Origin of the sequence: Sorangium sp. So ce176, from assembly GCF_051519835.1 — a bacterium.
GTDB classification, from domain to species: Bacteria; Myxococcota_A; Polyangia; order Polyangiales; family Polyangiaceae; genus Sorangium; species Sorangium cellulosum_G.
Map to the genome: position 1 here is coordinate 10,457,043 of NZ_CP150371.1, position 23,229 is coordinate 10,480,271.

15 protein-coding genes are annotated in these 23,229 nt (G+C 73.6%); 11 read left to right on the plus strand and 4 right to left on the minus strand.

The genetic code is table 11. The features are described 5' to 3' along the window. Positions 1–48: 48 nt before the first annotated feature. Positions 49–411 (minus strand): hypothetical protein, encoded by a 363-nt coding sequence (locus WMF42_RS39540; RefSeq protein ID WP_437688286.1) that lies wholly within the window; start codon positions 409–411, stop codon positions 49–51. A gap of 172 nt (positions 412–583) precedes the next feature. Here WMF42_RS39540 and hutU point away from each other — a divergent pair, with 172 nt between their 5' ends. Beyond that, on the plus strand, positions 584–2,257 hold the full coding sequence (hutU, locus tag WMF42_RS39545; RefSeq protein ID WP_437688287.1) for a urocanate hydratase: 1,674 nt from the start codon (positions 584–586) through the stop codon (positions 2,255–2,257). Between the two features lie 74 nt (positions 2,258–2,331). Here the strand turns inward: hutU and WMF42_RS39550 are convergent, their stop codons facing one another. Further along, the gene (locus WMF42_RS39550) at positions 2,332–3,267 is read right to left on the minus strand and encodes a deoxyribonuclease IV (protein ID WP_233561769.1); all 936 of its coding nucleotides are present in this window, start codon (positions 3,265–3,267) and stop codon (positions 2,332–2,334) included. Positions 3,268–3,546: 279 nt separating this feature from the next. Between WMF42_RS39550 and WMF42_RS39555 the strand changes: the two genes are divergently transcribed. The 5 genes from WMF42_RS39555 to WMF42_RS39575 all read left to right on the plus strand — a co-directional run bounded on the left by WMF42_RS39555 (position 3,547) and on the right by WMF42_RS39575 (position 12,400). Continuing rightward, positions 3,547–8,136 (plus strand): AMP-binding protein, encoded by a 4,590-nt coding sequence (locus WMF42_RS39555; protein ID WP_437688288.1) that lies wholly within the window; start codon positions 3,547–3,549, stop codon positions 8,134–8,136. Continuing rightward, positions 8,133–9,134, plus strand: a complete 1,002-nt coding sequence (locus WMF42_RS39560; protein WP_437688289.1) for an NAD-dependent epimerase/dehydratase family protein — start codon at positions 8,133–8,135, stop codon at positions 9,132–9,134. Before WMF42_RS39555 ends, WMF42_RS39560 begins: the two co-directional genes overlap by 4 nt. A 277-nt stretch (positions 9,135–9,411) precedes the next feature. Next, positions 9,412–10,473, plus strand: a complete 1,062-nt coding sequence (locus WMF42_RS39565; protein WP_437688290.1) for a sensor histidine kinase — start codon at positions 9,412–9,414, stop codon at positions 10,471–10,473. Next, a complete protein-coding gene (locus WMF42_RS39570; RefSeq protein ID WP_437688291.1) occupies positions 10,470–12,017 on the plus strand; it encodes an RAD55 family ATPase in 1,548 nt (515 codons plus the stop codon). The genes WMF42_RS39565 and WMF42_RS39570 overlap by 4 nt, the downstream gene beginning before the upstream one ends. Further along, the gene (locus WMF42_RS39575; RefSeq protein ID WP_434043743.1) at positions 12,014–12,400 is read left to right on the plus strand and encodes a response regulator; all 387 of its coding nucleotides are present in this window, start codon (positions 12,014–12,016) and stop codon (positions 12,398–12,400) included. The genes WMF42_RS39570 and WMF42_RS39575 overlap by 4 nt, the downstream gene beginning before the upstream one ends. 14 nt (positions 12,401–12,414) lie before the next feature. On the opposite strand, the gene WMF42_RS39580 is transcribed toward WMF42_RS39575, so the two are convergent. Together WMF42_RS39580 and WMF42_RS39585 are read right to left on the minus strand one after the other, a co-directional pair. Beyond that, positions 12,415–13,335, minus strand: a complete 921-nt coding sequence (locus WMF42_RS39580; RefSeq protein ID WP_061609243.1) for a DUF2267 domain-containing protein — start codon at positions 13,333–13,335, stop codon at positions 12,415–12,417. 150 nt (positions 13,336–13,485) lie between these two features. Beyond that, positions 13,486–17,562: a transglutaminase domain-containing protein gene (locus WMF42_RS39585; protein ID WP_437688292.1), complete on the minus strand. Its 4,077-nt coding sequence runs from the start codon at positions 17,560–17,562 to the stop codon at positions 13,486–13,488. A 153-nt stretch (positions 17,563–17,715) separates the two neighbouring features. Between WMF42_RS39585 and WMF42_RS39590 the strand changes: the two genes are divergently transcribed. The 5 genes from WMF42_RS39590 to WMF42_RS39610 all read left to right on the plus strand — a co-directional run bounded on the left by WMF42_RS39590 (position 17,716) and on the right by WMF42_RS39610 (position 23,160). Then, on the plus strand, positions 17,716–18,165 hold the full coding sequence (locus tag WMF42_RS39590) for a hypothetical protein (protein ID WP_061606429.1): 450 nt from the start codon (positions 17,716–17,718) through the stop codon (positions 18,163–18,165). 82 nt (positions 18,166–18,247) lie between these two features. Continuing rightward, the gene (locus WMF42_RS39595; RefSeq protein ID WP_061606428.1) at positions 18,248–18,679 is read left to right on the plus strand and encodes a hemerythrin domain-containing protein; all 432 of its coding nucleotides are present in this window, start codon (positions 18,248–18,250) and stop codon (positions 18,677–18,679) included. Positions 18,680–18,734: 55 nt separating this feature from the next. Further along, a complete protein-coding gene (locus WMF42_RS39600) occupies positions 18,735–21,341 on the plus strand; it encodes a protein kinase domain-containing protein (protein ID WP_437688293.1) in 2,607 nt (868 codons plus the stop codon). Between the two features lie 8 nt (positions 21,342–21,349). After that, complete coding sequence (locus WMF42_RS39605) at positions 21,350–22,093, plus strand: class I SAM-dependent methyltransferase (protein WP_081426210.1); 744 nt, start codon at positions 21,350–21,352, stop codon at positions 22,091–22,093. Then, positions 22,090–23,160 carry a lysylphosphatidylglycerol synthase domain-containing protein gene (locus WMF42_RS39610; RefSeq protein ID WP_061606425.1) on the plus strand — a complete coding sequence of 357 codons (1,071 nt, stop codon included), beginning with the start codon at positions 22,090–22,092 and terminating at the stop codon, positions 23,158–23,160. The genes WMF42_RS39605 and WMF42_RS39610 overlap by 4 nt, the downstream gene beginning before the upstream one ends. Positions 23,161–23,229: the final 69 nt, after the last annotated feature.

Below are 23,229 nucleotides of genomic sequence, written 5' to 3' on the forward strand. Positions count from 1 at the left end.
TCCGGCGCGAGCCCGACGGCGAGGGCGACGAGCGCCCGGCGTCAGGGCTCAGTTCGGCGGAGAAGGCGCGGGCTGCGGCGGTGGAGCGGGCTGCGACGGCGACGGCGGCGACGAGCGCCCGTCGAACGAGGTGCACGCGCCGTAGTCGTCGCGCTTGGTGATGCTGTAGCAGCAGTAGTCCCCGTCGTACTCGGGCTCGCTGTCGACCGACTCGACCTCGCCATTGCACTCATCGCTGCCGAAGTAGGCGGGCGCTTCGGCCTGGGAGGGGCATGCCCCCTCGAGCTCGGTCCACTCGAAGCACCCGACCTTGTCGCACCCGGTGGTCGCGACGGCGAGCGCCAGCGCTGCGAGCGGAGGAAGGGCCAGGACGGGGCGACGCGCAAGGGCCGAACGGATCCTCGAGATCATGGACTCTCCCGCATGGGGGCGCTGCGCGCGCCCGGGGCGAGCATACTCCGGTTCGGACGAAGCCGGCTGCCCTGGAGAGCGGCCGGCCTCGCGGAGCAGGCTTACGCCACGCAGCGCGGCGGCGGGCGCCGCCTCGCCTGGTCGATCCGGAGCGGCTGGAGTACACGACAGCATGGCGACCGGAGAGCAGGGGGCCCGGGTGGTGCGCGCGCCGCGCGGGAGCGAGCGGAGCTGCAAGGGGTGGGTCCAGGAGGCGGCGCTCCGGATGATCCACAACAACCTGGATCCGGAGGTCGCGGAGCGGCCCGACGATCTCGTGGTGTACGGCGGCACGGGGAAGGCCGCGCGATCGTGGGAGGCGTTCGACGTGATCGTCCGCGAGCTCCGGGAGCTCGCGGACGACGAGACGCTCCTCGTGCAGTCGGGCAAGGCGGTGGGCCGCTTCCGCACGCACCCGGACGCTCCCCGCGTGCTCCTCGCGAACTCGAACCTCGTGGGCCGGTGGGCGACGTGGGACGAGTTCCGGCGGCTCGAGGCGCTCGGCCTGACGATGTACGGGCAGATGACCGCGGGCTCCTGGATCTACATCGGCTCGCAGGGCATCGTGCAGGGCACCTTCGAGACGTTCGTCGCCGCGCGGAAGGCGCACGCGGCGCGGGTCCAGGGCGGCGGGCGCTGGGTGCTCACCGCGGGCCTCGGCGGCATGGGCGGCGCGCAGCCGCTCGCCGCGACCATGGCGGGCATGGCCTGCCTCGGCGTCGAGATCGACCCGGCGCGCATCGAGAAGCGGCTCCGCACCCGCTACGTCGACGAGCGCATCGACGACATCGACCGCGCGCTCGACGCGGTCCTGGAGAGCGTCCGGCGCGGCGCGCCGCGCTCGATCGCCCTCTGCGGCAACGCCGCCGACGTGTACCCGGAGCTCGTCCGCCGCGGCGTCACGCCGGACCTCGTCACCGAGCAGACCGCGGCGCACGATCCGCTCGTCGGCTACGTCCCGCCGGGGCTCACGCTGGAGCAGGCGGCGGAGCTCCGCGCCCGCGACCCCGGGGAGTACGTCGCGCGCGCGAAGGAGGGGATGCGGATCGAGGTCGACGCGATGCTCGCGATGCAGCGGCGCGGGGCCGAGGTCTTCGACTACGGCAACAACATCCGCACCTGCGCGATGGAGGCGGGGTGCCAGGACGCGTTCGCGATCCCCGGCTTCGTGCCGGCGTACGTGCGCGAGCTGTTCTGCCAGGGCAAGGGCCCGTTCCGGTGGGTCGCGCTCTCCGGCGACCCCGAGGACATCCTCGCCACCGACCGCGCGGTGCTCGAGGCGGTCCCGGGCGACCCCGATCTGCGGCGCTGGATCGAGCTCGCGGAGCAGAGGATCGCGTTCCAGGGGCTCCCGTCGCGGATCTGCTGGCTCGGCTACGGCGATCGCGCGAAGGTCGGGCTCGCCTTCAACGAGCTCGTGCGCACCGGCCAGGTGAAGGCGCCGCTCGTGATCGGGCGCGACCACCTCGACTGCGGGTCGGTCGCCTCGCCGTTCCGGGAGACCGAGGCGATGAAGGACGGCTCGGACGCGATCGCCGACTGGGCGATCCTCAACGCGCTCGCGAACACCGCCGGCGGCGCGTCCTGGGTCAGCTTCCACCACGGCGGCGGCGTCGGGATCGGCAACTCGCTGCACGCGGGGATGGTGATCGTCGCCGACGGCACCGAGGCCGCCCGGCGCAGGCTCGAGCGGGTGCTCACGATCGATCCGGGGATGGGGATCATCCGGCACGCCGACGCGGGGTACGAGACGGCGATCCGCGTCGCCGACGAGAAGGGCGTCAGGGTGCCGCACCGGGCAGGGTGACCGGGCGGAGCGCCGGGGCGCGCGAGCCGCGCCGCGGGGCCGCGATCACCCGGAGGCACCGGCTGGCGCGAGCGTCACGCGCGCGGGGCGCGCGGCTTCCCCTTCCTCACCGGACGGGCATCGACGGGGGACGGCGTCGCCGCCGCCGGCTCTGCCGCGCCGCAGAGGCCGCGCAGCCGCGCGAGCTCCTCCGCGTAGCCGCGCCGCTCCTTGGAGAGCGGCGGCAGCTCGATGACCGCCGGCACGCGCGCGAGCCGCGCGTCGTTCGCGAGGCGCCAGAACGGCGCGAGCCCCATCTCCCCGCCGCCGATGCGCTCGTGCCGATCGACCCGCTGGCCGAGCGCCGCCTTCGAGTCGTTCACGTGCATGCACCGCAGCCGGTCCAGGCCGAGCCGCCGGCCGAAGTCGCCCCAGAACCGCTCGTAGCCGGCCTCGCTGCGGAGATCGTGCCCCGCCGCGAACGCGTGCTGGGTGTCGATGCAGACCCCGAGCCGCGCCCCCTCCGGCCCGGCGCGCTCGATCATCGCGGCGATCTGGTCGAGGCGATCGCCGAGCGTCGAGCCCTGCCCGGCCATGTTCTCGATGCAGAGCTGCGCGCGGAGCCCCTTCCCCCGCGAGAGCACGATCGCGAGGCTCTCGCCGATGCGGTCGAGGCCGGCCTCCTCGCCGAGGCCGCGGTGCGCGCCCGGATGGAACACGACGAAGTCGATCCCGAGCGCGTCGCACCGCGCGAGCTCCTGGTACAGCGCCTCCCGCGAGCGCTCGAGGATCGCGGGGTCGTCAGCGCACAGGTTGATGAGGTAGCTCGCGTGCGCGAGCGTCCGACCCGCGCCGGCCCAGGACGCGCGCGCGGCGCGGAACGCCGCGATCTGCTCCGCGCTCAGCGCAGGCTCGCGCCACTGGCCCGAGACCTTGGTGAAGATCTGCATCGCCTCGCAGCGGTCCTCCCCCGCCAGCGCGATCGCGCGGTGAAGGCCGCCGGCCACGGACTCGTGCGCGCCGAAGATCATGGGCCGCACTGCTTGGGTCGCCGACCGCGCGCCGGCAAGGCATTGCGCTGAACGCGCGCGATCTGCCACCGCCCCGGCCCACCACCCGCTCGCGCCACGCGCGGACACGACATGCCCGGAGCACGCCGTCGAAACGCCGCGACAGACTCAATTCTGCGAGCAAGATGTGAGCAAACCCCATGCCTGGAGGGCGCGTACCCCGGTTCGCGGCACCTCGCCCTTGACGCGTTCCGGCCCAGGCGCGAATTGAGCGGCCTTCCTGGAGTCTCGATGAGCCATATGGGTGTTACGAACGGGGCTGGGGCCAGAGCGACGGAGCCCGGGGCGCCGGGTGAAGCGGGCCGCCAAGAGATCGCGGCGGCCCCGCCGCTGGTGCCGTCTCACGTGCTCTCGGGCAAGCGGCTCGTGGTGGTCGGAGGCACCGGGTTCCTCGGCAAGGTGTGGCTGGCCATGCTGCTCGCGAGGTTCCCGGAGATCGCCCACATCTACCTGCTCGTCCGGGCCAAGGAGGGCCAGTCGCCGGAAGAGCGCTTCTGGTCGCAGATCGCCACCTCGCCGGTGTTCGATCCGGTCCGCGAGCAGCACCCCGGGCCCGCCTTCGAGGAGTACCTCCGGCAGAAGATCACCCCCATGAACGGCAACGTCGGCCAGCCGCTGCTCGGGCTCGGCGACCGCGTCGGGGAGCTCACCGGCCAGATCGCCGCGGTCGTGAACGTGGCCGGCGTCGTCGACTTCAACCCCCCGCTCGACGAGGCGCTCGAGGTCAACGCGTTCGGCATCAGCAACATCGTCGAGCTCGCGCGGACCCTCGGGGCCAAGGTGATGCACACGAGCACCTGCTTCGTCGCAGGGTACCGCTCCGGGCTCATCGAGGAGAACCACCCGGCCGAGATCCCCTTCCCCCGCGCCGCGGGCGAGACGTGGTTCGGCGCCGCCTGCCCGAAGCGGACGCTCGATCGCTCGCACTGGGACCCGCAGCGCGAGATCAGCGAGTGCCTCGACCTCGTGAAGCAGGCGCGCCAGCGGTGCGAGGACGCCTTCCGGCAGAGCGCCTTCCTCGACGAGGCCAAGGCGAACCTGGCCGCGCGCGGCGAGCCCGGCCGCGGCAGCGCGCTCGAGAACGAGCTCGCCCGCGTGAAGCGCAAGTTCATCAAGGACCGGCTCGTCGAGGCCGGCAAGGAGCGCGCGCTCTTCTGGGGGTGGACCAACATCTACACCTACACGAAGAGCATCGGCGAGCAGGTGCTCGCCAGCTCCGGGCTGCCCTTCACCATCGTCCGCCCCGCCGTCGTCGAGACCGCCGTCGAGTTCCCGTTCTGCGGCTGGAACGAGGGGATCAACACCTCGGCGCCCTACCTCTACCTCGCCTCGAAGGGGCAGGTGCAGTTCCCGGGCGACCACGACGTGCGGCTCGATCTCATCCCGGTCGACATGACCGCGAGCGGCATGATCGCCTCGCTCTGCGAGCTCATCGAGGGCCGCGCGCCCGCCGTGTACCAGTACGGGACCACCGACACGAACGGCTGCCGCGTGACGCGCTACCTGGAGCTCGCCGGGCTCTACAAGCGACGGCAGGTCTTCGAGGGGAAGAAGACCGCGCTCTTCGACGTCGTGTCGTCCCGCTTCGAGCCGCGCGGGCTCACCCGGCAGCAGTACAACGCGCACGGCGCGCGGACCATCGAGGGCGCGCTCCGCGGCCTGGGGGGCCTGCTCAAGACGGCCGGCGTCGGCCCCGCCGCGGCGCTCCTCAAGCCGGCGGCCGCCGCGCTGGAGAGCGCCGCGAAGACCGAGCAAAAGACGGCCGCCCTCCTCGAGGTCTTCATGCCGTTCGTCGCGGAGGCGGACTGGGTCTACTCCTGCGCCAACACCCGCGCGGCCATGGCCCGCATGCCGCCCGAGGAGCGGGCCCGCTTCGTCTGGGCGCCCGAGAAGATCGACTGGCGCGACTACATCTGGAATGTCCACCTCCCCGGGCTGGAGAAGTGGGCCTTCCCGCTCATGGAGAACATGCTCCGCCGGGAGATCAAGGCGCTCCGGCCCTACGACAGCCTCGTCGACCTGCTCGACGAGGTCGCCGAGCGCTTCGATCACGCGCTCTCCGTGCAGCGCATCGAGCAGGACGGGCTCTCGCGCACGAGCTACCGCGAGCTCCGCGACGCGGCGTGCAAGACGGCCGCGCGCCTCGCCGCGCTCGGCGTCCGCCGCGGCGATCGCGTGGCGCTCTCCGGCGCGAACCAGCCGGCGTGGCCCGTCGCCTACTTCGGCATCCTCCGCGCGGGCGCCGTCGCCGTCCCGATCGACCCCGCGGTCGACGCGGAGGCGTTCGCGGCCGTCGTCCGCTCGTCGACAGCGAAGGTCGTCCTCTGGGACAGCGGCGTGGAGGCGAAGGTCGGCGCCGGCGTGCGCGCGGCGCTGCCGAACCTGTACGCCTTCGACCTGGCCGGCTTCGCCGAGGGCCGCGCGGCCGACCTCGGGCCGGCTTCGGGCGACGGGCTCGCGCCGCCGGACGTGCGCGTGGGCAGCGAGGACGTCGCGAGCGTCGTCTACACGAGCGGCACCACCGGGGAGCCGAAGGGCGTGCTGCTCACGCACGGCAACTTCACCGCGCTGCTCGCCTCCCTCGCCCCGCTCTTCCCGCTCAAGGCGGGCGACCGCGTGCTCAGCGTGCTGCCGCTCCACCAGACCTTCGAGGTCACCTGCGGCCTGCTCCTGCCGCTGTCGCAGGGCGCGCGGATCATCTACCTCGACGAGGTCTCGGCCGACCGGGTGACCGACGGGCTGAAGAGGGCGCGCGTCACCGCGATGGTCGGCGTGCCGGCGCTCTGGCAGATGCTCGAGCGCCAGATCGTCGCCCGGATGAAGGAGCAGGGGCCCGCCGCGGCCGCCGCGTTCAACTGGGCCATGGAGCTGAACCGCATGCTCGGCAAGCGCTTCGGGCTGAACGCGGGGCGGCTCTTCTTCGGCAGCGTCCACGACGCGCTCGGCGGCAACGTCCGCTTCCTCATCTCCGGCGGCGCCGCGCTCCCAAGGGACACGGCCGCCGTCTTCAAGGGGCTCGGCCTGCCGCTCGCCGAGGGCTACGGCCTGACCGAGGCGGCGCCGCTCCTCACCATCGCCAAGGCCTCGCCGGCCGCGAGCCCGGGCAACGTCGGCAAAGCGCTCCCCGGCGTGCAGATCAAGATCGCGAACCCCGACGCGAACGGCGTGGGCGAGGTGCTCGCGCGCGGCGCCAACGTCATGAAGGGCTACGCCGACGCCCCCGACGCGACCCAGGCGGCGCTCGACGCGGACGGGTGGCTCCACACCGGCGACCTCGGCAAGCTCGACAAGCAGGGGCGGCTCACCCTCGTCGGCCGGCAGAGCGAGGTGATCGCCGCGGCGAAGGGCGAGAACGTGTACCCGGCCGAGATCGAGCGCACGCTCGGCAAGGTCGAGCACATCAAGGAGCTCGCGATCGTCGGGATCGACAACGGCCGCGGCGGCGAGCAGGTCGCGTGCCTCGCCGTCCCCACGCCGCTCGGACCGAAGGACGACGGTGAAGACGAGGAGCTCGCGTGGGCACTGCAGCACGAGCGCGCGCTCGATGCGCTTCGGACGTCGATCCAGGCGCTGCCCAAGCCGTGCCACCCCATGGCCGTACACCTCCACGACGCGGACCTGCCGCGCACCGCGTCCGGCCAGGTGAAGCGCGCCGAGGTGAAGGCGATCGTCGCGCGCCTCGCCGCCGAGGCGGCCGCTTCCGCGGCGGCCGACGCCGGCGCGGGGAGCCTCGCGCACGACGGCGGCGCGGCGGGCATCGAGCCGAGGTCGCACGCGCCCGGCGAGGAGCCGATCCACATCCCCCGCCCCGTGGCCGACTTCGCCAAGCACTGGATGAACAAGGTCCAGTCCGGCTTCTACGGGAACGTCATGCGCCCGAAGGTCTACGGGCGCGCGTTCATCCCGCACAACCGCAACACGATCGTCGTCTCGAACCACGCGAGCCACCTCGACATGGGGCTCGTGAAGTTCGCGCTGGGCAGCTACGGCGACGGCCTCGTCTCGCTGGCCGCGCAGGACTACTTCTTCGAGGGCAACCGCTGGCGGCGCGCCTACTTCGAGAACCTCACGAACCTGGCGCCCTTCGACCGCAAGGGCGGCCTCCGCACGGCGCTGCGCCAGACCGGCGAGATCCTGGACCGGGGGCGGACCGTGCTGCTCTTTCCCGAGGGCACGCGCAGCCCCGACGGCAGCGTCCTGGAGTTCAAGCCGGCCATCGGGCACCTCGCGCTCACGCACAACGTCGACATCCTGCCCCTCTACCTGGGCGGCACCTTCGAGGCGCTCCCCAAGGGGCGCAGCGTCCCGATCCGCCGCGACCTCGTCGCGCGCATCGGGCCGCCGCTCGAGATCGCCGACCTCAAGCGGCTCACCGCCGGGATGAAGTACGCGGTGGCGTGCCGCAGGGTCGCGGAGCTCACGCAGCTCGCCGTGATCAAGCTGCGGGAGGGCGGCGCGCTCGACCTGCGCCGGGTCGAGAGCATCGACCAGGCGGCCACCACGAAGGAGCACCCGCTCACGGTCCTGTTCCGCGAGCTCGAGGCGAAGTACGTGGCCGGGCGGGTCGCCCAGCCGATCACGTACTACGTGACGCTCGGCGCGGAGGAGGAGGCGAAGTGGACGCTGCGGATCGATCCGGCCGGCTGCGAGGCGCGGATCGGCAAGCCGATCCAGCAAGCCGACTGCGTCCTCAAGACGACGCCGGAGATCTTCACCAAGATCGTCCGCGAGGCCTACACGCCGAGCCCGATGGAGTTCATGACGGGCCTCGTGAAATCGAACGACATCTCCCTCCTCCAGACCTTCCAGAAGGTTTTCGACCTCGCATGAGCCGCTACCTCGTCACCGGCGCGACCGGTTTCCTTGGCTCGCACCTCGTCACGGCCCTCCGCGGGGCGGGCCACGACGTCGTGGCGCTCTGCCGGTCGGAGGCGCCCGCGCTCGTCGAACAAGGCGTGGCGCTCCGCCGCGGCGACATCCTCGACGCGGCGTCGGTCCGCGCCGCCGCCGAGGGCTGCGAGGGGCTCTTCCACTGCGCCGGGCGCGTCTCGCGGCGCCGCGAGGACGCCGAGGCGCTCTACCGGACCCACGTCGAGGGGACGAAGATCACCCTCGACGCCTGCCGCGACGCGGGGGTGAAGCGCGCGGTGATCGCGAGCACGAGCGGCGTCGTCGCCGTGAGCCGGGAGCCGAGCGACGTCCGCGACGAGACGGCGCCGCCGCCGATCGACCTGATCGCCGGCTGGCCCTACTACCGCTCGAAGCTGTACGCCGAGCGCGCGGCGTTCGATCGCAGCGGACCGGGCTTCGAGGTCGTCGCCGTCAACCCGAGCATCCTGCTCGGGCCGGGGGACGTCCACGGCGCGTCGACCGGAGACGTCGTGAGCTTCCTCGAGCGCCGGCTGCCGTTCATCCCCGCGGGCGGCCTGTCCTTCGTCGACGCCCGCGACGCGGCGCAGGGCATGGCGCTGGCCATGGAGAAGGGCCGCCCGGGCGAGCGCTACCTGCTCGGCGCCGCGAACATGAGCCTGGACGTCTTCTTCCACCGCCTCTCGCGCGTCTCCGGCGTCCCCGCCCCCGCCCTGCGGCTGCCCCGGAGCATCGCGCTCGCGAAGGCGGGCGCGCACCTCATCGAGCGGGCGCGCAAGCGGCTCCCGTTCGATCTGCCTGTCGACCCCGTGTCGGCGGAGATGGCCCAGCACTTCTGGTACCTCGACGCGACCAGGGCCCGGCGCGAGCTCGGGTGGACGCCCCGCGACCCGCTCGAGACGCTCGCGGACACGGTCGCGGACCTGCGCGCGCGCGGCGTGGTCTGGCCGCAGGCGTAGGCCGAGCGCGGACCTCGCGGCCGCCGCGCGCCGAGAGGCGGTGGGGCGGCGACGTCAGCACACCCCTCCAGCTCCCAGGGGGGTCCCGTCACCACCCCCGCGCGCGCCAAGTTGCCCCGCGTGATGGCGTTACGCCACAGCCGCGCCCGGTGACGGCGACGGTACCGCCGGCGTCGCGGCGCGGTCCGCCGCTTGCACGATGAGCCTGCCAGAGAGACTCCGCAGCAGCGAGGGAGCAAGCCTGGTGAGACCGTCTCTATCCACCGATGCACCGACCGTGGGCACGATTCAGGTGGGGCTCGTGTTGCTGGACATCGCGCGGCGCGGCCGGGTGGTCTTCGCGAACGCGCCGGCGCGCGAGGTCTCCTTTGCCTACGAGGACCTGGACGGGCAGACCCCGCACGTCACGAACGCCGATGGGGAGCCGATCGCGCCGCACGAGCGGCCCCGGTCCCGCGCCCTCCGGGGCGAGGCGTTCGGCCCCTTGATGACGCACTGGAAGACCGGCAACGGCGACGTCGCGCTCATCGTCCGGTGCGACCCCGTCGACCTCGATCACAAGCTCGCCGCGCTGACCTTCGTCGACGTGACCGCCTTCCAGCGATGGACCGACGACACGCGCGCCGCGCTCGCCGCGCGCGACGAGTTCCTGTCCATCGCGGCGCACGAGCTCAGATCGCCCCTCAACGCCCTGCTCCTCACGATCCACCGGGTCAAGCTGCGCGTCCCGTCGGACGAGGCGCCCTCCGAGCTCGATCGCCTCGTCGACATGTCGCAGCGCCAGGTCGATCGCCTGACCAGCCTGGTCCAGAACCTCCTCGACGTGACCCGGATCCGCGCCCGCCGGCTCGAGCTCGATCTGGAGCCGAAGGATCTGCTCCAGATCGTGCGCGACGCCACGGAGGCGGTCGCCGAGCATGCCCGCGCGGCCGGGACGCCGGTCCGGGTCGTGGCCGGCGAGCCGATCCACGGCCTCTGGGACGGCGCGCGCATCGAGCAGGTCGTCCAGAACCTCCTCACGAACGCGCTGAAGTACGGCGGGGGCAGCCCGATCGAGGTCTCCGCCGCGCGCGAGGGGACGACCGCCAAGCTCACGGTCCGCGACCACGGGCCAGGCATCGCCGCGGGCGACTGCGACCGGGTCTTCCAGCCCTTCCAGCGGATCGCGTCCACCTACAAGTCACAGAGCCTCGGGCTCGGCCTCTACATCGTGCGGGAGATCGTCCATGCGCACGGCGGCAGCATCGTCATCGAGTCGCCCGACAGCGGCGGGGCGGCGTTCGTCGTTCGCCTGCCCGTCGAGCAGCAAACGCCGGAGACTTCAGCGGAAAAATCATGACGCTAGGACGAGAAGATCAACCAGGCGCACAGGGGTCCTCGATCCAGGACGGAGAGCGCGACAGCCCCAGCGCGGCCATCCCCCGGCTGGAGACTGGAATTCCGAGGCTCGACTACATCCTGAAGGGCGGCTTCCTCCGCAACGGCACCTATGCCGTGATGGGCCCGCCGGGGAGCGGAAAGACGATCCTCGGCAATCAGCTCTGCTTCGAGCGCGTCCGGCGGAGCTCGAGCACGCGGTGTGTCTACGTGACGCTCCTCGTCGAGTCGCACGCCAAGATGATCCGCCACCTGAGCGGGATGAAGTGGTTCGACACCGGCATGATCCCGGACCGCATCTATTACATCAGCGGTTACACGGCGCTCCGCGATCAGGGCCTGTCCGGGCTGATCGACCTCCTGCGCCGCACCCTGCGCGAGCGCCGCGGCACCGAGGTGCTCGTGATCGATGGGCTGGAGAGCGTCGAGCAGCGCGCGCCCGACGTGCTGGCTTTCCGTGAGTTTGTGCACGAGATTCAGGGGCTCTCGGCCCTGAGCGACTGCACGACCTTCCTGCTCTCGAGCACCGGGGAGCGGTCGCACTCCGAGAACACGCTGGTGGACGGCGTCATCGAGCTCACCGATCAGCTCATCGGGCTGCGGGCCGTCCGGGAGCTCACGGTGCACAAGTTCCGCGGGGGCGATTACCTGCGCGGGAAGCACGAGGTCGAGATCCAGTCGTCCGGGATGGTCATCCACCCGCGCACCGAGATCCAGTTCGACACCCCGCAAGCGAGCGCCACCGAGGACCGCAAGCGGATGAGCTTCGGGATCGCGAGCTTCGACGCGATGATCGAGGGTGGACTGCTCTCCGGCTCGGCGACCGCGCTCCTCGGCGCGCCAGGCATCGGCAAGACGCTGCTCGGGCTCTCGTTCCTGGTCGAGGGGGCGAAGCAGGGCGAGGAGGGGATCTATTTCGGCTTCTACGAGCCTCCGCCCAGGCTCTGCGAGAAGGCCCGGAAGGTCGGCATCGATCTCGATACCTACATCCAGGAGGGTACGATCCGGCTCCTCTGGCAGCCGCCGCTCGAGCACATGCTGGACTCGCTGGCGGAGCAGCTGCTCGAGCTGCTCCGACATCGCCCGAAGCCGCGACGCCGGCTGTTCATCGACGGCATCGAGGGCTTCCGCGCCGCGTCGGTCTACCTGGACCGGCTGCCGCGCTTCCTCTCGGCGTTCACCAATCAGCTCAGGATGCTCGACGTGACGACGTTGGTGAGCGAGGAGCTCGATCTGTTCACCCCGCTCATCAAGATGCCGAGCCCCGAGCTCGGGAACGTGGTCGAGAACGTCGTCCTGCTCCGCTATGTCGAGCTCAGGTCCCAGATTCACCGCCTCATCTCGATCATGAAGATGCGAGAGAGCCACTATGACAGGTCAATCCGTGAGTTCTTCATCGGCGAGCAGGGGATCGAGGTGGCCGATTCGTTCCGCTCGGCGGAGCAGATCCTCTCGGGGCAGGCGCGGCTCCTGGCCGGATTGCAGGACAGAGAGGGAGAGTCGTGACGACGGTGCTCGTGGTGGATGACGAGTCGGACCTCCTCGCGTGCATCGAGGGGCTGCTCGAGGACGAGGGGTACTCGGTCGTGACGTGCCCCGACGGCAAGGCGGCGCTCGACTACCTGCGAGAGGCCCGGCCAGACGTCGCCCTCGTGGACCTGATGATGCCGATCATGAGCGGGTTCGACCTCGTCAGGGCCGTGAAGGAGGAGCGGCGGCTCGACGGCATGCCGATCGTCATCATGAGCGCGGTCGAGCAGCGCCAGGAGCTGCTCCAGAAGCTCGGCGACCGGGTGCACGCCGTCCTCAAGAAGCCGTTCACGGCCGACAAGCTCCTCGGCACGGTCCGCAAGCTGCTCGCGGCGCCTGCGGCCGCGGCGGCCCCGTGAGGCGCCGCCGCGGCTCAGACCGCCCGGCGCAGCGGGGTCGGCGGGAACAGGTCCTTCATGTCGAGCGGGAGCTGACCGCGGAACCCCTCGATCTCCCCGGCGGACACGCTGTCCGCGACCGCCTCGCAGATCGCCTGCAGCACGAAGCCGGCGGCCTCGCGGTCCATGCGCAGCTCGCGCGCGACGTCGTCCTCGATGGTCGCCGTCGTGATGCGCTTGTCGGGCCCGTCGAGGAACGGATCGAGCGACGGGTGGAGCTTGGAGGGGAGCTGCGCGATGAGGTGCCGCGCCTCCTGCGGCGTCACCCTGCGGCAGAGGTTGCCGAGGACGATCTGCAGCGCGAGCTCCGCGCGGTCGCGCTGCTGGAGGCCGCTGTGGCGCTCCACGGCGTGGAGCAGCCGGCCATAGGCGCTGTCCGCGCGCGCCTTGCGCCGGGTGAGGGCGCGCACGGGGCCGCGCGAGCGCTCGGGGCGCGCGGTCCCCTCCGGGTGCAGCGCGCCTCCCGGCTTGAACCGGGCGGCTACCTCGAGCTGCGCGCGCACGACGGAGCCGGCGGCCTCGGCGTCGACGGCGCCGTCGGCGAGCAGGTCGTCCAGGGTCACGAGGCCGACGGGTCGCCCTTGCTCGGTCAGCGGCACGCGTCGACACGCCTGATCGCGCATGATGCGCACGGCGTCGTCGATCGACGCGTCGATCTCGAGCGTCGCGACCTCGTCCGACATGATGTCGCGCAGCATGGTGCTGCGGGCGTCGAGGTCGCCCGCCACGATCTCGAGCGCGACGTCGCGGTCGGTCACGATGCCGGCGAGGCGCTGGCCATCGTGGACCAGGACCGCGCCGACGTGGTTGTCGACCATCGCCCTCACCGCGTCGTAAGCGGTCGAGCGCGGGCTCAGAACGATCATGCGCGGGCGTCGGTACTGTTCGAGCGGCATGGCGAGATCCCTCCCCTGGGTAGCGCTGGCGCGTGGGTGCGTTGAAGAGCGGCTAGCCAGAACGGTACCAACGGGTCGCCGACGGGCGGCCTCGGGGCGAGGGGACCGATCCGGCCGAGCCGCTCGAGGACACCCCCGACGGCGGACCTCTCACGGCGTCTGCTTGTTTGCCTGCGCGACGGGCACGAGCCGCACCATCCGGTGCTGGAGGCCGTCGACGCGCTGCAGCCAGCTTCGCCAGGCGGCGTACTGGGCCACGGGGATTGTCGAGCGATCGAGGACCACGCGCTCCTTCACCACCACGGCGTTCCTGCCCGGCACCCTCGCGAACGAGAGCGTCGCGCGGCCGAACTCGCCGCCGTCCTCGTCGCCGCCCGGCGGCAGCTCGGCGAACGTGTACCCGGCCGGGGCGACGATCGTGATCGTCCGGTGGTGGTGCCGCGGCGCGAGGCTCGGCGGCAGGACCACCGGCAGCGTGCGCTTCACGAGCGGCGCGAGCTGCGACGTCATCGTCGACGTGCCCGAGAGCGGCACCGAGAGGTCCGCGCCCTCGCGGCGGGCGAGCCCCTCGGAGCGCGCCTCGTACGCGAGCGACGCCGCGCCGTGCGGGAGATCGGCCTGGAACGCCACCTTCGGCTTCACGTCCACGGTCGGGAACCAGCCGTACGCGAGGTACTGCTCGACCCACTGCGCGCGCGCGTCGGCCTCGGCCAGGTTCGACCGGAGCTCGAACGCCGCGTCGCCGATGTGCCGCTCCTTCGCGGTGAGCTCGCCCGCGCCCGACGGCTGCAGCGCGATCGTCCACTCGGCGTCGACGCCGTGATCGGCCGGAGAGCTCGCCGGCGTCTCCACGATCTTCGGCGGCCCGTCGTCGACGAACAGCGCCAGCGTGCGCGCGTCCATCGCCGGCAGCGGCCCGAGCCGGCTCTGCGGGCTCGTCGCGTCGAGCCACATGCCCGGCGCGCCGCCCACGCCCGGCAGGTAAGCGATGCCGTGATCGAACACCGGGATCGCCGCGACCTCGCTCCGGAGCAGCGACGGCTGGCCGGTGTAGCGCGTCTGCACGAGCACCTCCGTCGCCTCGATGCCGATCGACTTGAGCAGCGTGATCAGCAGCATCGCCTTGTCGTCGCAGTCGCCCTGCCGCCGCGCCAGGAGCTCCTGCGGGCGGTTCGGCAGCCACCACTCGCCCGAGACGAAGTTCACGTAACGGATGTCGTCCGCCACGAAGTCGAAGAGCGCCCGCAGCTTCTCCTCGCGCGTCGTCTTGCCCTTCGTGAGCTCGGCCGCGAGCCGGCGGACCTGGTCGTCGGGCTCCATGAAGCCCGCGACAGCGCCCCGGTACCACTCGCGGAAGTCGTGCCAGCCGTGGAACGTGGAGCCCACGACGACAGGCAGCACCTCCGACAGGTGCGGCGCGAGCGGCTCCTCGGGCACCTCGGGCGGGTCGTCCCAGATGAACCGCGTCACCTGGCGGCCGTCCTTCTCCGACGTGAGCACCCGCTCCGCCTTGCCGTTGAGCACGTCGATCGCCAAGGGATCGCTCTTCGGCGAGTCGACGACGACCTCGTTGTAGAGGATCGGCCGCGTGTCGGTCGAGCCGACGTAGTCGATGAAGTAGAACGGCGCGTCGCCCCGGCGGCCCACCGGGCCCGGGGTCCACGAGCGCACAGCGACCTCCACCACGTCGCCCGCCTTGAGCTTGGGCCAGCGCACGAACGGCCTCTGCCCGCCCGCGCCCTGCTCGTCCGGCTGCGCCACGGTGCCGTCCTTGCGGTGCACGCGCGCGAACAGCAGCTCGGTGTCCGCCGCCTCGGCGGGGATGTCGCGCTCGTAGAGGTCCTGATCGGTCCGCGGCTCGATCACGATCTCGCGCGCGTAGTGCATGAGCTGCGAGACGCGCTTGTCCGGGTGGTACGTCGCGACGCGCACCCAGTGGAGCTGACGGTCGGCGATCTCCCCCTTCTTCGCCGGGTCCTTGCGCGCCCGCGCGAGGAAGACGTCGGGCGCGACGAGGTGCTGCTCGTCGCGCATGCGCCGCCGTCCCGGCGCGCCGGCCGAGCCCTCGCCCATGCGGAGCGCGAGCTCGGCCTTGAGGAACGGGTCGCCGGGCGTGAGGTCGCGCGCCCGCCCGAGCGCGGCGGTCGAGAGGGCGGACCAGGGCGCGGCGTCGGCGCCCTGCCGGGCGGCGGCGAGCGCCTGGAACGCGGCGGGCTGGTTCGGCGCGACGTGCGTGGCGTAGGCCAGCACCTCGCGCGCCCACGCGGCGCGGCCCGCGTCGTGGAGCGCGCGGCCGATGCGGATGACGTCCTGGGCCGACGTCTGCTGCGCGAGCGCCCCGGCGGCGGCCACCTCCAGCGCGGCGCCGCCCTCGTGTCCGAACGCGAGGACGTAGTCCGCGCCCCGCGACTCGGGCGTGACCTCGGCGAGCCGGCGCGCGGCCCGCAGCTCGAGCGCCGGGTCGAACCGGGCCGAGGCCGCGATCTCCTGCCACACGACGACCGGGGTGCGGTCCTTCTGCTCGCGCTCGATCGCGAGCAGATCGTCGAGCGCCGCCCGCGCGAGCCCCGAGGCCGCGAGCTTCTTCTTCACGAGCGCCCTGAGGACGCGCGCCTCGGGATCGCGCGCCGAGCGCAGCGGATCCTCGCGCAGCGCGGAGGCCGCCCAGTCGACGCGGTCCGAGGCGAGATGGGCGGCGACGAGCCGGCGCTGCGCGAACGAGGCGGTGGCCCGGTCCTTGTCGGCGAGGCCGCGGGCGCGCGCGGCCTCGAGCCAGCCGCTGCGGTTCGCGCCGAACGGGGACACCCACCCCGCCATGGCGATCGCGTCAGCGGAGACGCCCGCCGCGCGCGTCAGGCGGTCGAGCAGCCCGGGCGCGCGGGGCGACCGCTGGTCGTCCGCGCCCCCGAGCGTGCGCGCCACGACGGCCGTGAGCGTCTGATCGAGCGCCGGCGACGCGCCCGCCTCGAGCGCCCGGTCGAGCGCCGTCCTGACCGGGGTCACGGCCGAGGGCGCGGCCGGGGGCGCCGTGAGCGGCGTGAGGTCCGACGAGGTCGCGAGCGCCACGGGCCGGCGCTGCTCGTCGGTGAAGCGCACGCGGACGCGCCCCTCGTCGCCGATCGCGCCGGTGCACACCTTGAGCGCGAGCAGGTGATCGCCCGCGGGCGCCTCGACGCGCGCGGCGAGGCGATCGAGCACGAGGCGCTCGTGCTCCACGTCGCTCGCGGCGACGTCGGCGCCGTCCCACAGGAGCCGCACGGCGCCGGCCGCGGCGACGTGCGCGACGAGCGGCTTGCGATCGAGCGCGGCGGGCACGGTGACGCGGGAGGCGAGGTACGTGCAGCTCTCGCCGCGCGGGTGGATGTAGAGGTCGAGCGGCACGCCGCGCGCCGTCGACGCGGCGGGCAGCGACCGGCGCCACGCGACGTCGTACACGCCCCACGCGTAGCGGGCGCTCATGTCCGAGAAGCGCTGGCCTTCGGCCTCGGGCCCCTCGCGGCGCGCGAGCCCGCCGCCCGAGCTGTCCTGGAACGGCCCCAGGACGGCGAACGCCTTCACGAGCCCCGACGGATCCGGCGGCGCGTCGTACGAGACGGCGCGCGCGCCGGGCCACGCCGCGGCCGGGGGCTCGGGGGCGAGCGAGGCCGCGAGCCAGCGCGCGTCGTCGGCGAGCGGCGACGAGGACGCGGCGATCTGCGCGAGGCCCTCGCGCGCGCGGCCCTGCGCCGCGCGGTCGGACAGCGCCGCCGCGATCACGAGCCCCGCGATCGCGTCGTCGCCGCCCCGCCGCGCGCGGGCCAGCGCGGCGCCGAGCATCTCGTCGGGCGTCGCGGCGGTCCACCGCGGCGCCGTCGCGATCGGCGCGCGCTTCTCGGTCGCCTGCGCGCCGCCCACCGCGGGCGCGCGCGCCTCCACCTTCGCGCCGCCCGGGCGCGGCGCCGGCGCGCCACCCGCCGCGGGCAGGCGCGGCGCCACGATCCTGCCCGGGCGCGGCGCCTGCGCCTTGTCCGCCGCCGGCGCGCCCGCGTCTGCCGGCGCGCCGCCCGGGCGCGGCGCCTGCGCGTCGCTCGCGGCGGGCGCGACGGCGACGGCGAGCAGCGCCGCGATCCATGCGCCGCGGCGCGCCGCGCGGGCGCGCGCGCGCCCCGCTCGTCGATCGTGTTGATCCAGCCGATCGCGCCGCCCTCGTCGACCGCGTCGATCTTCCCCCGGCGAGCTCCGCTCCATCGATCCTCGCTTCCAGGCCACGGCATAGCGCGAGCCCGATCGCGGCGCGAGCGCGGCGATCGCCGCGCGCTATCGCACGGACGCGGCCGCCGCGCGCGAACGCGCCGTGCGCGAACTTGGCCGGCCAGCGCGCGGCCCACTAGCCTGGCTCGCATGCGGCACGCGTCACGATGGGTGTTCTCGGCGGTGATGGCCCTGACCACGCTCATGGCCTCGCCAGCGATGGCCTCTTCCCGCGAGACCAAGGTCGACTGGAAGAGCGTCGACGTCCCCGCGGGTGAAGGGCAGGCCCGGCGGGCGCGCACGCTGCGCGGCCTGCTCGCGAGCGCCGCGAAGAAGGCGGACTTCGGCAAGGCGAAATCCGTCGTGCTCAGCGCCCGCGTCGTCGAGTTCACCTCGTCCACGCGGGGCGACGTCCACCGCGTGAGCTGCACGGTGGTCGGCCGCGTCGTCGGCGGCCCCACCGCCCGCTCGCGCATCTCGTTCGGCGGCAGGCCGAGCGAGCGACAGGCGCTGGAGAAGCAGGTGCTCACGATGGTCGCCAACGGCGTGGTCGGCAGGCTCGCCGCCATCGTCCGCTCCCGGGAGGCAGCGCGCGACTGAGCCGGGCGGCCGCGCGCTGCCCCGATCGCGTCGCGACGCGCTCGACCCTCCGCGGGATCTGGACTACGAGGGCCGACGCGTCATGGAACTGGACCGGATGGTGAGCGAGCTCTTCCAGGAAGAAGAGCTCGCTCGCGACATGGCGAGGAAGCTGCTCGCCATGGCGCAGCGCTCCGCGGACGAGGCGAGCGCTGAACGCGAGAGCCTGCTCGCATTTCTCCGCGGGCCGATGGAGCGGCACATGCACTACGAAGAAGCCGCTATCTTCCCGCATTTCCAGGCACGCGGGCTCGCCGAGGAGGTCCAGGTCGCGCTGAAGCAGCACGCCGCGGTGCGCGACGCCACCGAGGCGCTCGCGCGCGCCGCGCAGGGCAGCGACGTCGCCGGGATCATCGCCCACGTCGCGAGGCTGCTCCTGCACCATACAAATTTCGAGGGCGACTACATTTATCCGGAGCTCACCGATGACGAGTGGCGCGCGCTGATGAAGGAAACGGCTCGTCGGGAGATCTGAGGCCGTGCGCAGGAACTCGACACGGATGTTCCCCTCGACGTAGGCTTTTGCCGCCGTGTCTATCGCAGCAGGTCAGGTGCTGAGCGAGCGCTACCGCCTCATCCGACCCGTGGGGCAGGGCGCGCAAGCCTCGGTGTGGGTCGCCGAGCACCTGGCCCTCAGCACGCACGTCGCCGTCAAGCTCATCGACCCCGACCTGGCGAAGCAGGAGGACGCGCGCGAGCGGTTCCGCCGCGAGGCCACGGCGGCGGCGCAGCTCCGCAGCGCACACGTCGTGCAGATCCTCGATCACGGCATCGAGGGCGAGCAGCCGTTCATCGTGATGGAGCTGCTCGAGGGCGAGGACCTCTTCGAGCGGCTCGCGCGCCGGCGCCGCCTCTCGCTCCAGGAGACGTCGAGGATCATGACGCAGGTCGCGCGCGCGCTCACCCGCGCGCACGGGGCCGGCATCGTGCACCGCGACCTCAAGCCTGAGAATTTCTTCCTCTGCGCGAACGAGGACGACGAGGTCGTCAAGATCCTCGACTTCGGCATCGCCAAGGTGGGCCACGGCAAGCGCGCGGCCCAGCGCACGACGGTCGGCACGCTCATGGGCACGCCGCACTACATGAGCCCGGAGCAGGTGAAGGGGCTCCAGGAGGTCGACTACCGCGCCGACCTCTGGGCGCTCGGCGTGATCGTCTACCAGTGCGTGACGGGCGAGCTCCCGTTCGACAGCGAGGGCATCGGCGACCTGCTGATCAAGATCTCGGTCGGCGAGATCCCGGTCCCCTCGCGGGTGAACCCGGAGCTGCCGCCGACGTTCGACGCGTGGTTCGCGCGCGCTTGCGATCGCGATCCCGAGGGGCGCTTCAGCAGCGCGCGCGATCTGGCGGAGTCGCTCGCCCGCATCGCCGATCTCTCGACCGAGGCCCCGGCCAGCCTGAGCTCGCCGCGGCCGCCGCCGCTGCCCCCTCGGTCCGCGCCGACGCGCCCGCCCGCGGCGCCGCCGCGGCCGGCGACGGGCTCGACGATCCCGAAGGCGCCGCCGCTGCCGCGGATGGCCGACCCCGACGGCGAGGTCGCGGCGGGCTCACCCGATCGAAGGCCGAGCGAGCGGTCCGCGAGCGCTGCTCCGCTGTCGACGCTGCCGAGCGCGAAGATCCCCGCGCGGCCCAGCGAGCGGCCGCCGGCGCCGCCGCGGCTCACCGACAGGCCGCCAGCGCCGCCGCGGCTCACCGAGCGACCTGCGACGCCGCCCCGGCTCACCGAGAGGCCCCCTGCGGCGCCGCGGCCCACCGAGCGACCTGCGGCGCCGCCGCGGCTCACCGAGCGACCTGCGGCTCAGGCGCAGCTCGGCGAGCCGCCGCCCGCCTCGTCCCAGCTCGCCGAGCGGCCCCCGCTCGGCGAGGCCCCGCCGCTCTCCTCGCGGCGCGGCGAGCGGCCCCCTCTGCCGCCGCGGCGCAGCGACGCCGCGTCGCAGACGGCGACGCCGATCTCCACGGCGCCGCTCTCCGCGAAGGCGCCGCCGAGCGGCGCGCAGCCCGCGACCGCGGACGGCAGCCTCGAGGTCCCGCAAGGATCGACGCCGCTTCCGCGCAGCGGAGCGCCCCGGCCGCCGGCCGACAGCGCGCCCTCGCTCGTCGACGTCGACATCGAGGATTTCGAAGAGGACGCGATCGACACCGACGTGGACGAGCCCTGGGTGGAGCCGTCCGCGCCCGCGGCGCGAGCGCCGCAGGCGGCCACGGCGCTCGCCTCCCCGGAGCCCGCGGCGCTCGCGCCGCAGGCGGCCACGGGCACGGCGGAGCCCGCCGAGGCGGCGCCCACCGAGGCGGCGCCCGCCGAGGCGGCGCCCCAGAGCGGCGAGGCGTTCGCGCTTGTCGTACCGGCAGCGTCGGCGGCCGCAGCGCCTCCACCGCAGGCGCCCGCGCTTCGGGCGGTCGAGCCGACGGAGGCGGCGAGCGAACGCGGCGCGCCGCCGAGCCAGGCGCTGCCCGAAGAGCGTCGCGATCGCGTCGAGCCAGCGGCCATCGCTTCGGTCGCGGCCCTGAGCGCCGCGCCTCCCGCTGCGCTGCGCGCGCCGCAGCCGCTCGAGCCGCCGATCGCGCGTGCTCCGGTCCCGCCGGAGCACGCAGCCCGCGCCGGCCAGACGCCGGAGCACTGGATGAGGGGCTCCACCGTGAACGGGATGGCGCACGAGGGCGAGCTCCCGGAGTTCGACCCCGGCTCGCGCCGGCGTCGGCTCGCTCGCTGGGGAGCGCTCGCGCTGGTGGTCCTCGCCGGCGTCGCGGTCTGGCAGGTCGTCCGCTTGCGGCTCCCGCCGCCGGGCGCGCCGGCGGCCGAGAGCGAGCCCGCGCCGCCGGCCGTCGCGACCGACCCGGCGCCCCCGCAGGAGCCTGCGCCTCCGCCCAGCGACACGGCGCCGGCCGCGTCGGCGGCGCCGTCCGCGCAGCCTTCGGCGAGCGCCGCCGCGACGTCCACAGCGCCGCGCAAGCGTCGCGCGCCGCCGCCTCCGCCGAAGAGGCCGCGGAAGCAGCCGGCCACCAAGGTGGACGACCTGACGATCGAGATCCCGGACCCGGTCCCGGAGCCGGCCGAGGCAGAGCCGACCTCACCCCCGGAGCTGCCTCCCCCGAGCGAGCCGCCTCCCCCCGAAGCACCGACCCCGCACGCAGAATAAAAGAGCGGATGGAAACGACGGCATACCAGCAGTACTCCGAGGAATCCGGCGACTGGTTGAGGAAGGGGAGGGCTCGGCTGCTGGCCCATCTGGTGCGCGAGTTCGCCCCCGCGCGGCGGCCGCTCGAGCTGCTGGAGGTCGGCGCCGGGGTCGGCCAGAACCTGAGCGTCCTCGCGGAGTTCGGCGCCGTCGACGCGAACGAGGTGAGCCCCCTCGGACAGGAGGCCATCGCGAGGACCGGCGCGGCGAGGACGCTTTACAGCGCGTCGCTCCCGTTCGAGCTCGACCAGCGCTACGACGTGATCTGCGCGCTCGACGTCATCGAGCACATCGAGGACGACCGCGCCTCGCTCCGGTGGATCCACGATCACCTGAGCCCCGGCGGGATCTTCGTCGCCACGGTGCCGGCGTATCCGTGGCTGTTCAGCGATCATGACCGCGCGCTGCAGCACTTTCGCCGGTACACCGCGGGCAGCTTCCGCGCCGCGCTGCCGGCCGACTTCCAGGTGGAGGCCTGCGCGTACTTCAACCAGCTCCTCTTTCCCGCCGCTGTCGGCTCGCGCGCCGTCTGGAGCGCCGCGCGCAGGCTGCGCCCGGGCAAGGGCAGCATGAAGCAGCCCTCGCCGAAGTCGGGCCTCGCCTCCACCGCGCTCGAGGCCGTCCTCGGCGCCGAGGTCGACCTCATCGCGCGCGGTTACCGGCCGCGCTTCGGGCTGTCGGTCTTCTGCGTGGCGAGGCGCCGGCCGACGTGAAGGACAGGCCCGCGTCGCTCGTCGATCTTCCGGCCGCCCCGCCCCCCGACGCCCCGCCCGCCCCACCGAAGATCCCGGACGCCCCGCCCGAGCCGGCGCCCGGCGCCCCCGGCCCGCTGCAAGGGATCGGGGGCCCGCTCGCCAGGGCGCGCGCCGCGCTGCGCCCGGTGATGCTCGTTGCCGCGGCGCTGTTCATCGGCCTCGCCGCGCGGGATCTCGCGCGCCGGTGGGAGAGCGGCGAGTCCATCGAGGTCCGCCCGGCGTTCGTGGCCCTGTCGGTGCTGCCCCTCGCGCTGGGCGCGGTCGTGCTCGGGCTCGGGTGGGCCTGGCTCCTCGAGGAGCTGACAGGCCGGTCCATCCCCCGCTGGCCGGCGATCGCCCTGCACATCGAGTCGCAGGCGGCGCGGTACATCCCCGGCAAGGTCGGCGTGCCGCTGACCCGCATGCTCGGCGCGCCGCGCATCGGCACGACGAGCGCGGTGGTGGGGTCGTCGTTCGCCGTCGAGCTGATCAGCTTCGTCTCGGTCGGCGCTATGGTGGGGCTCGGCCTGCTCGCGGCGGGCGGCGAGCAGGTCGCTGGCGTGAGCGCGCTCATCGGGCGGTGGAGCCTGCCGGTGCCCCTCGCCCTGGGCGTGGTGCTCGTCGCGCTCATGACGGTGGATCGGGCCCGCGCGCCAGCGCGCGTGCGCAAGCTCCTCGCGGCCGAGGGGCGCGGGCCGCTGATGCCGGCGCGGCTGCCGCTCGCCCACGCGGCGTACTGGCTGACCTGGGCCGCGCACGGCACCTGCGCGGCGCTCGCCGTCGGCGCGACGCCGGGCGCGGCGCTCGGCGGATCAGGCCTCTTCGTGCTCGCGCCGATCGTCGGCTTCCTCGCGCTGGCCACGCCGGGCGGCATCGGCGTGCGTGAGGCGCTGCTCTCCGTGGGCCTCGCCCCGGCCGTGGGTCCCGCCGCCGCGCTGGGCGCCGCGGTGATGTCGCGCGCCACCTCGCTCGCCGTCGACGTCGGCGGCTGGCTCGCAGCGCGCCTGCTCAGCGGGCGGCGCGGGGCCGAGCCCCGACGGCGCTAGCGGATCAACCGCGCGCGTCGCCACGGTGCTTCGGCCATAAAACCTGCCTGGATTTTCGACACGCGGTAC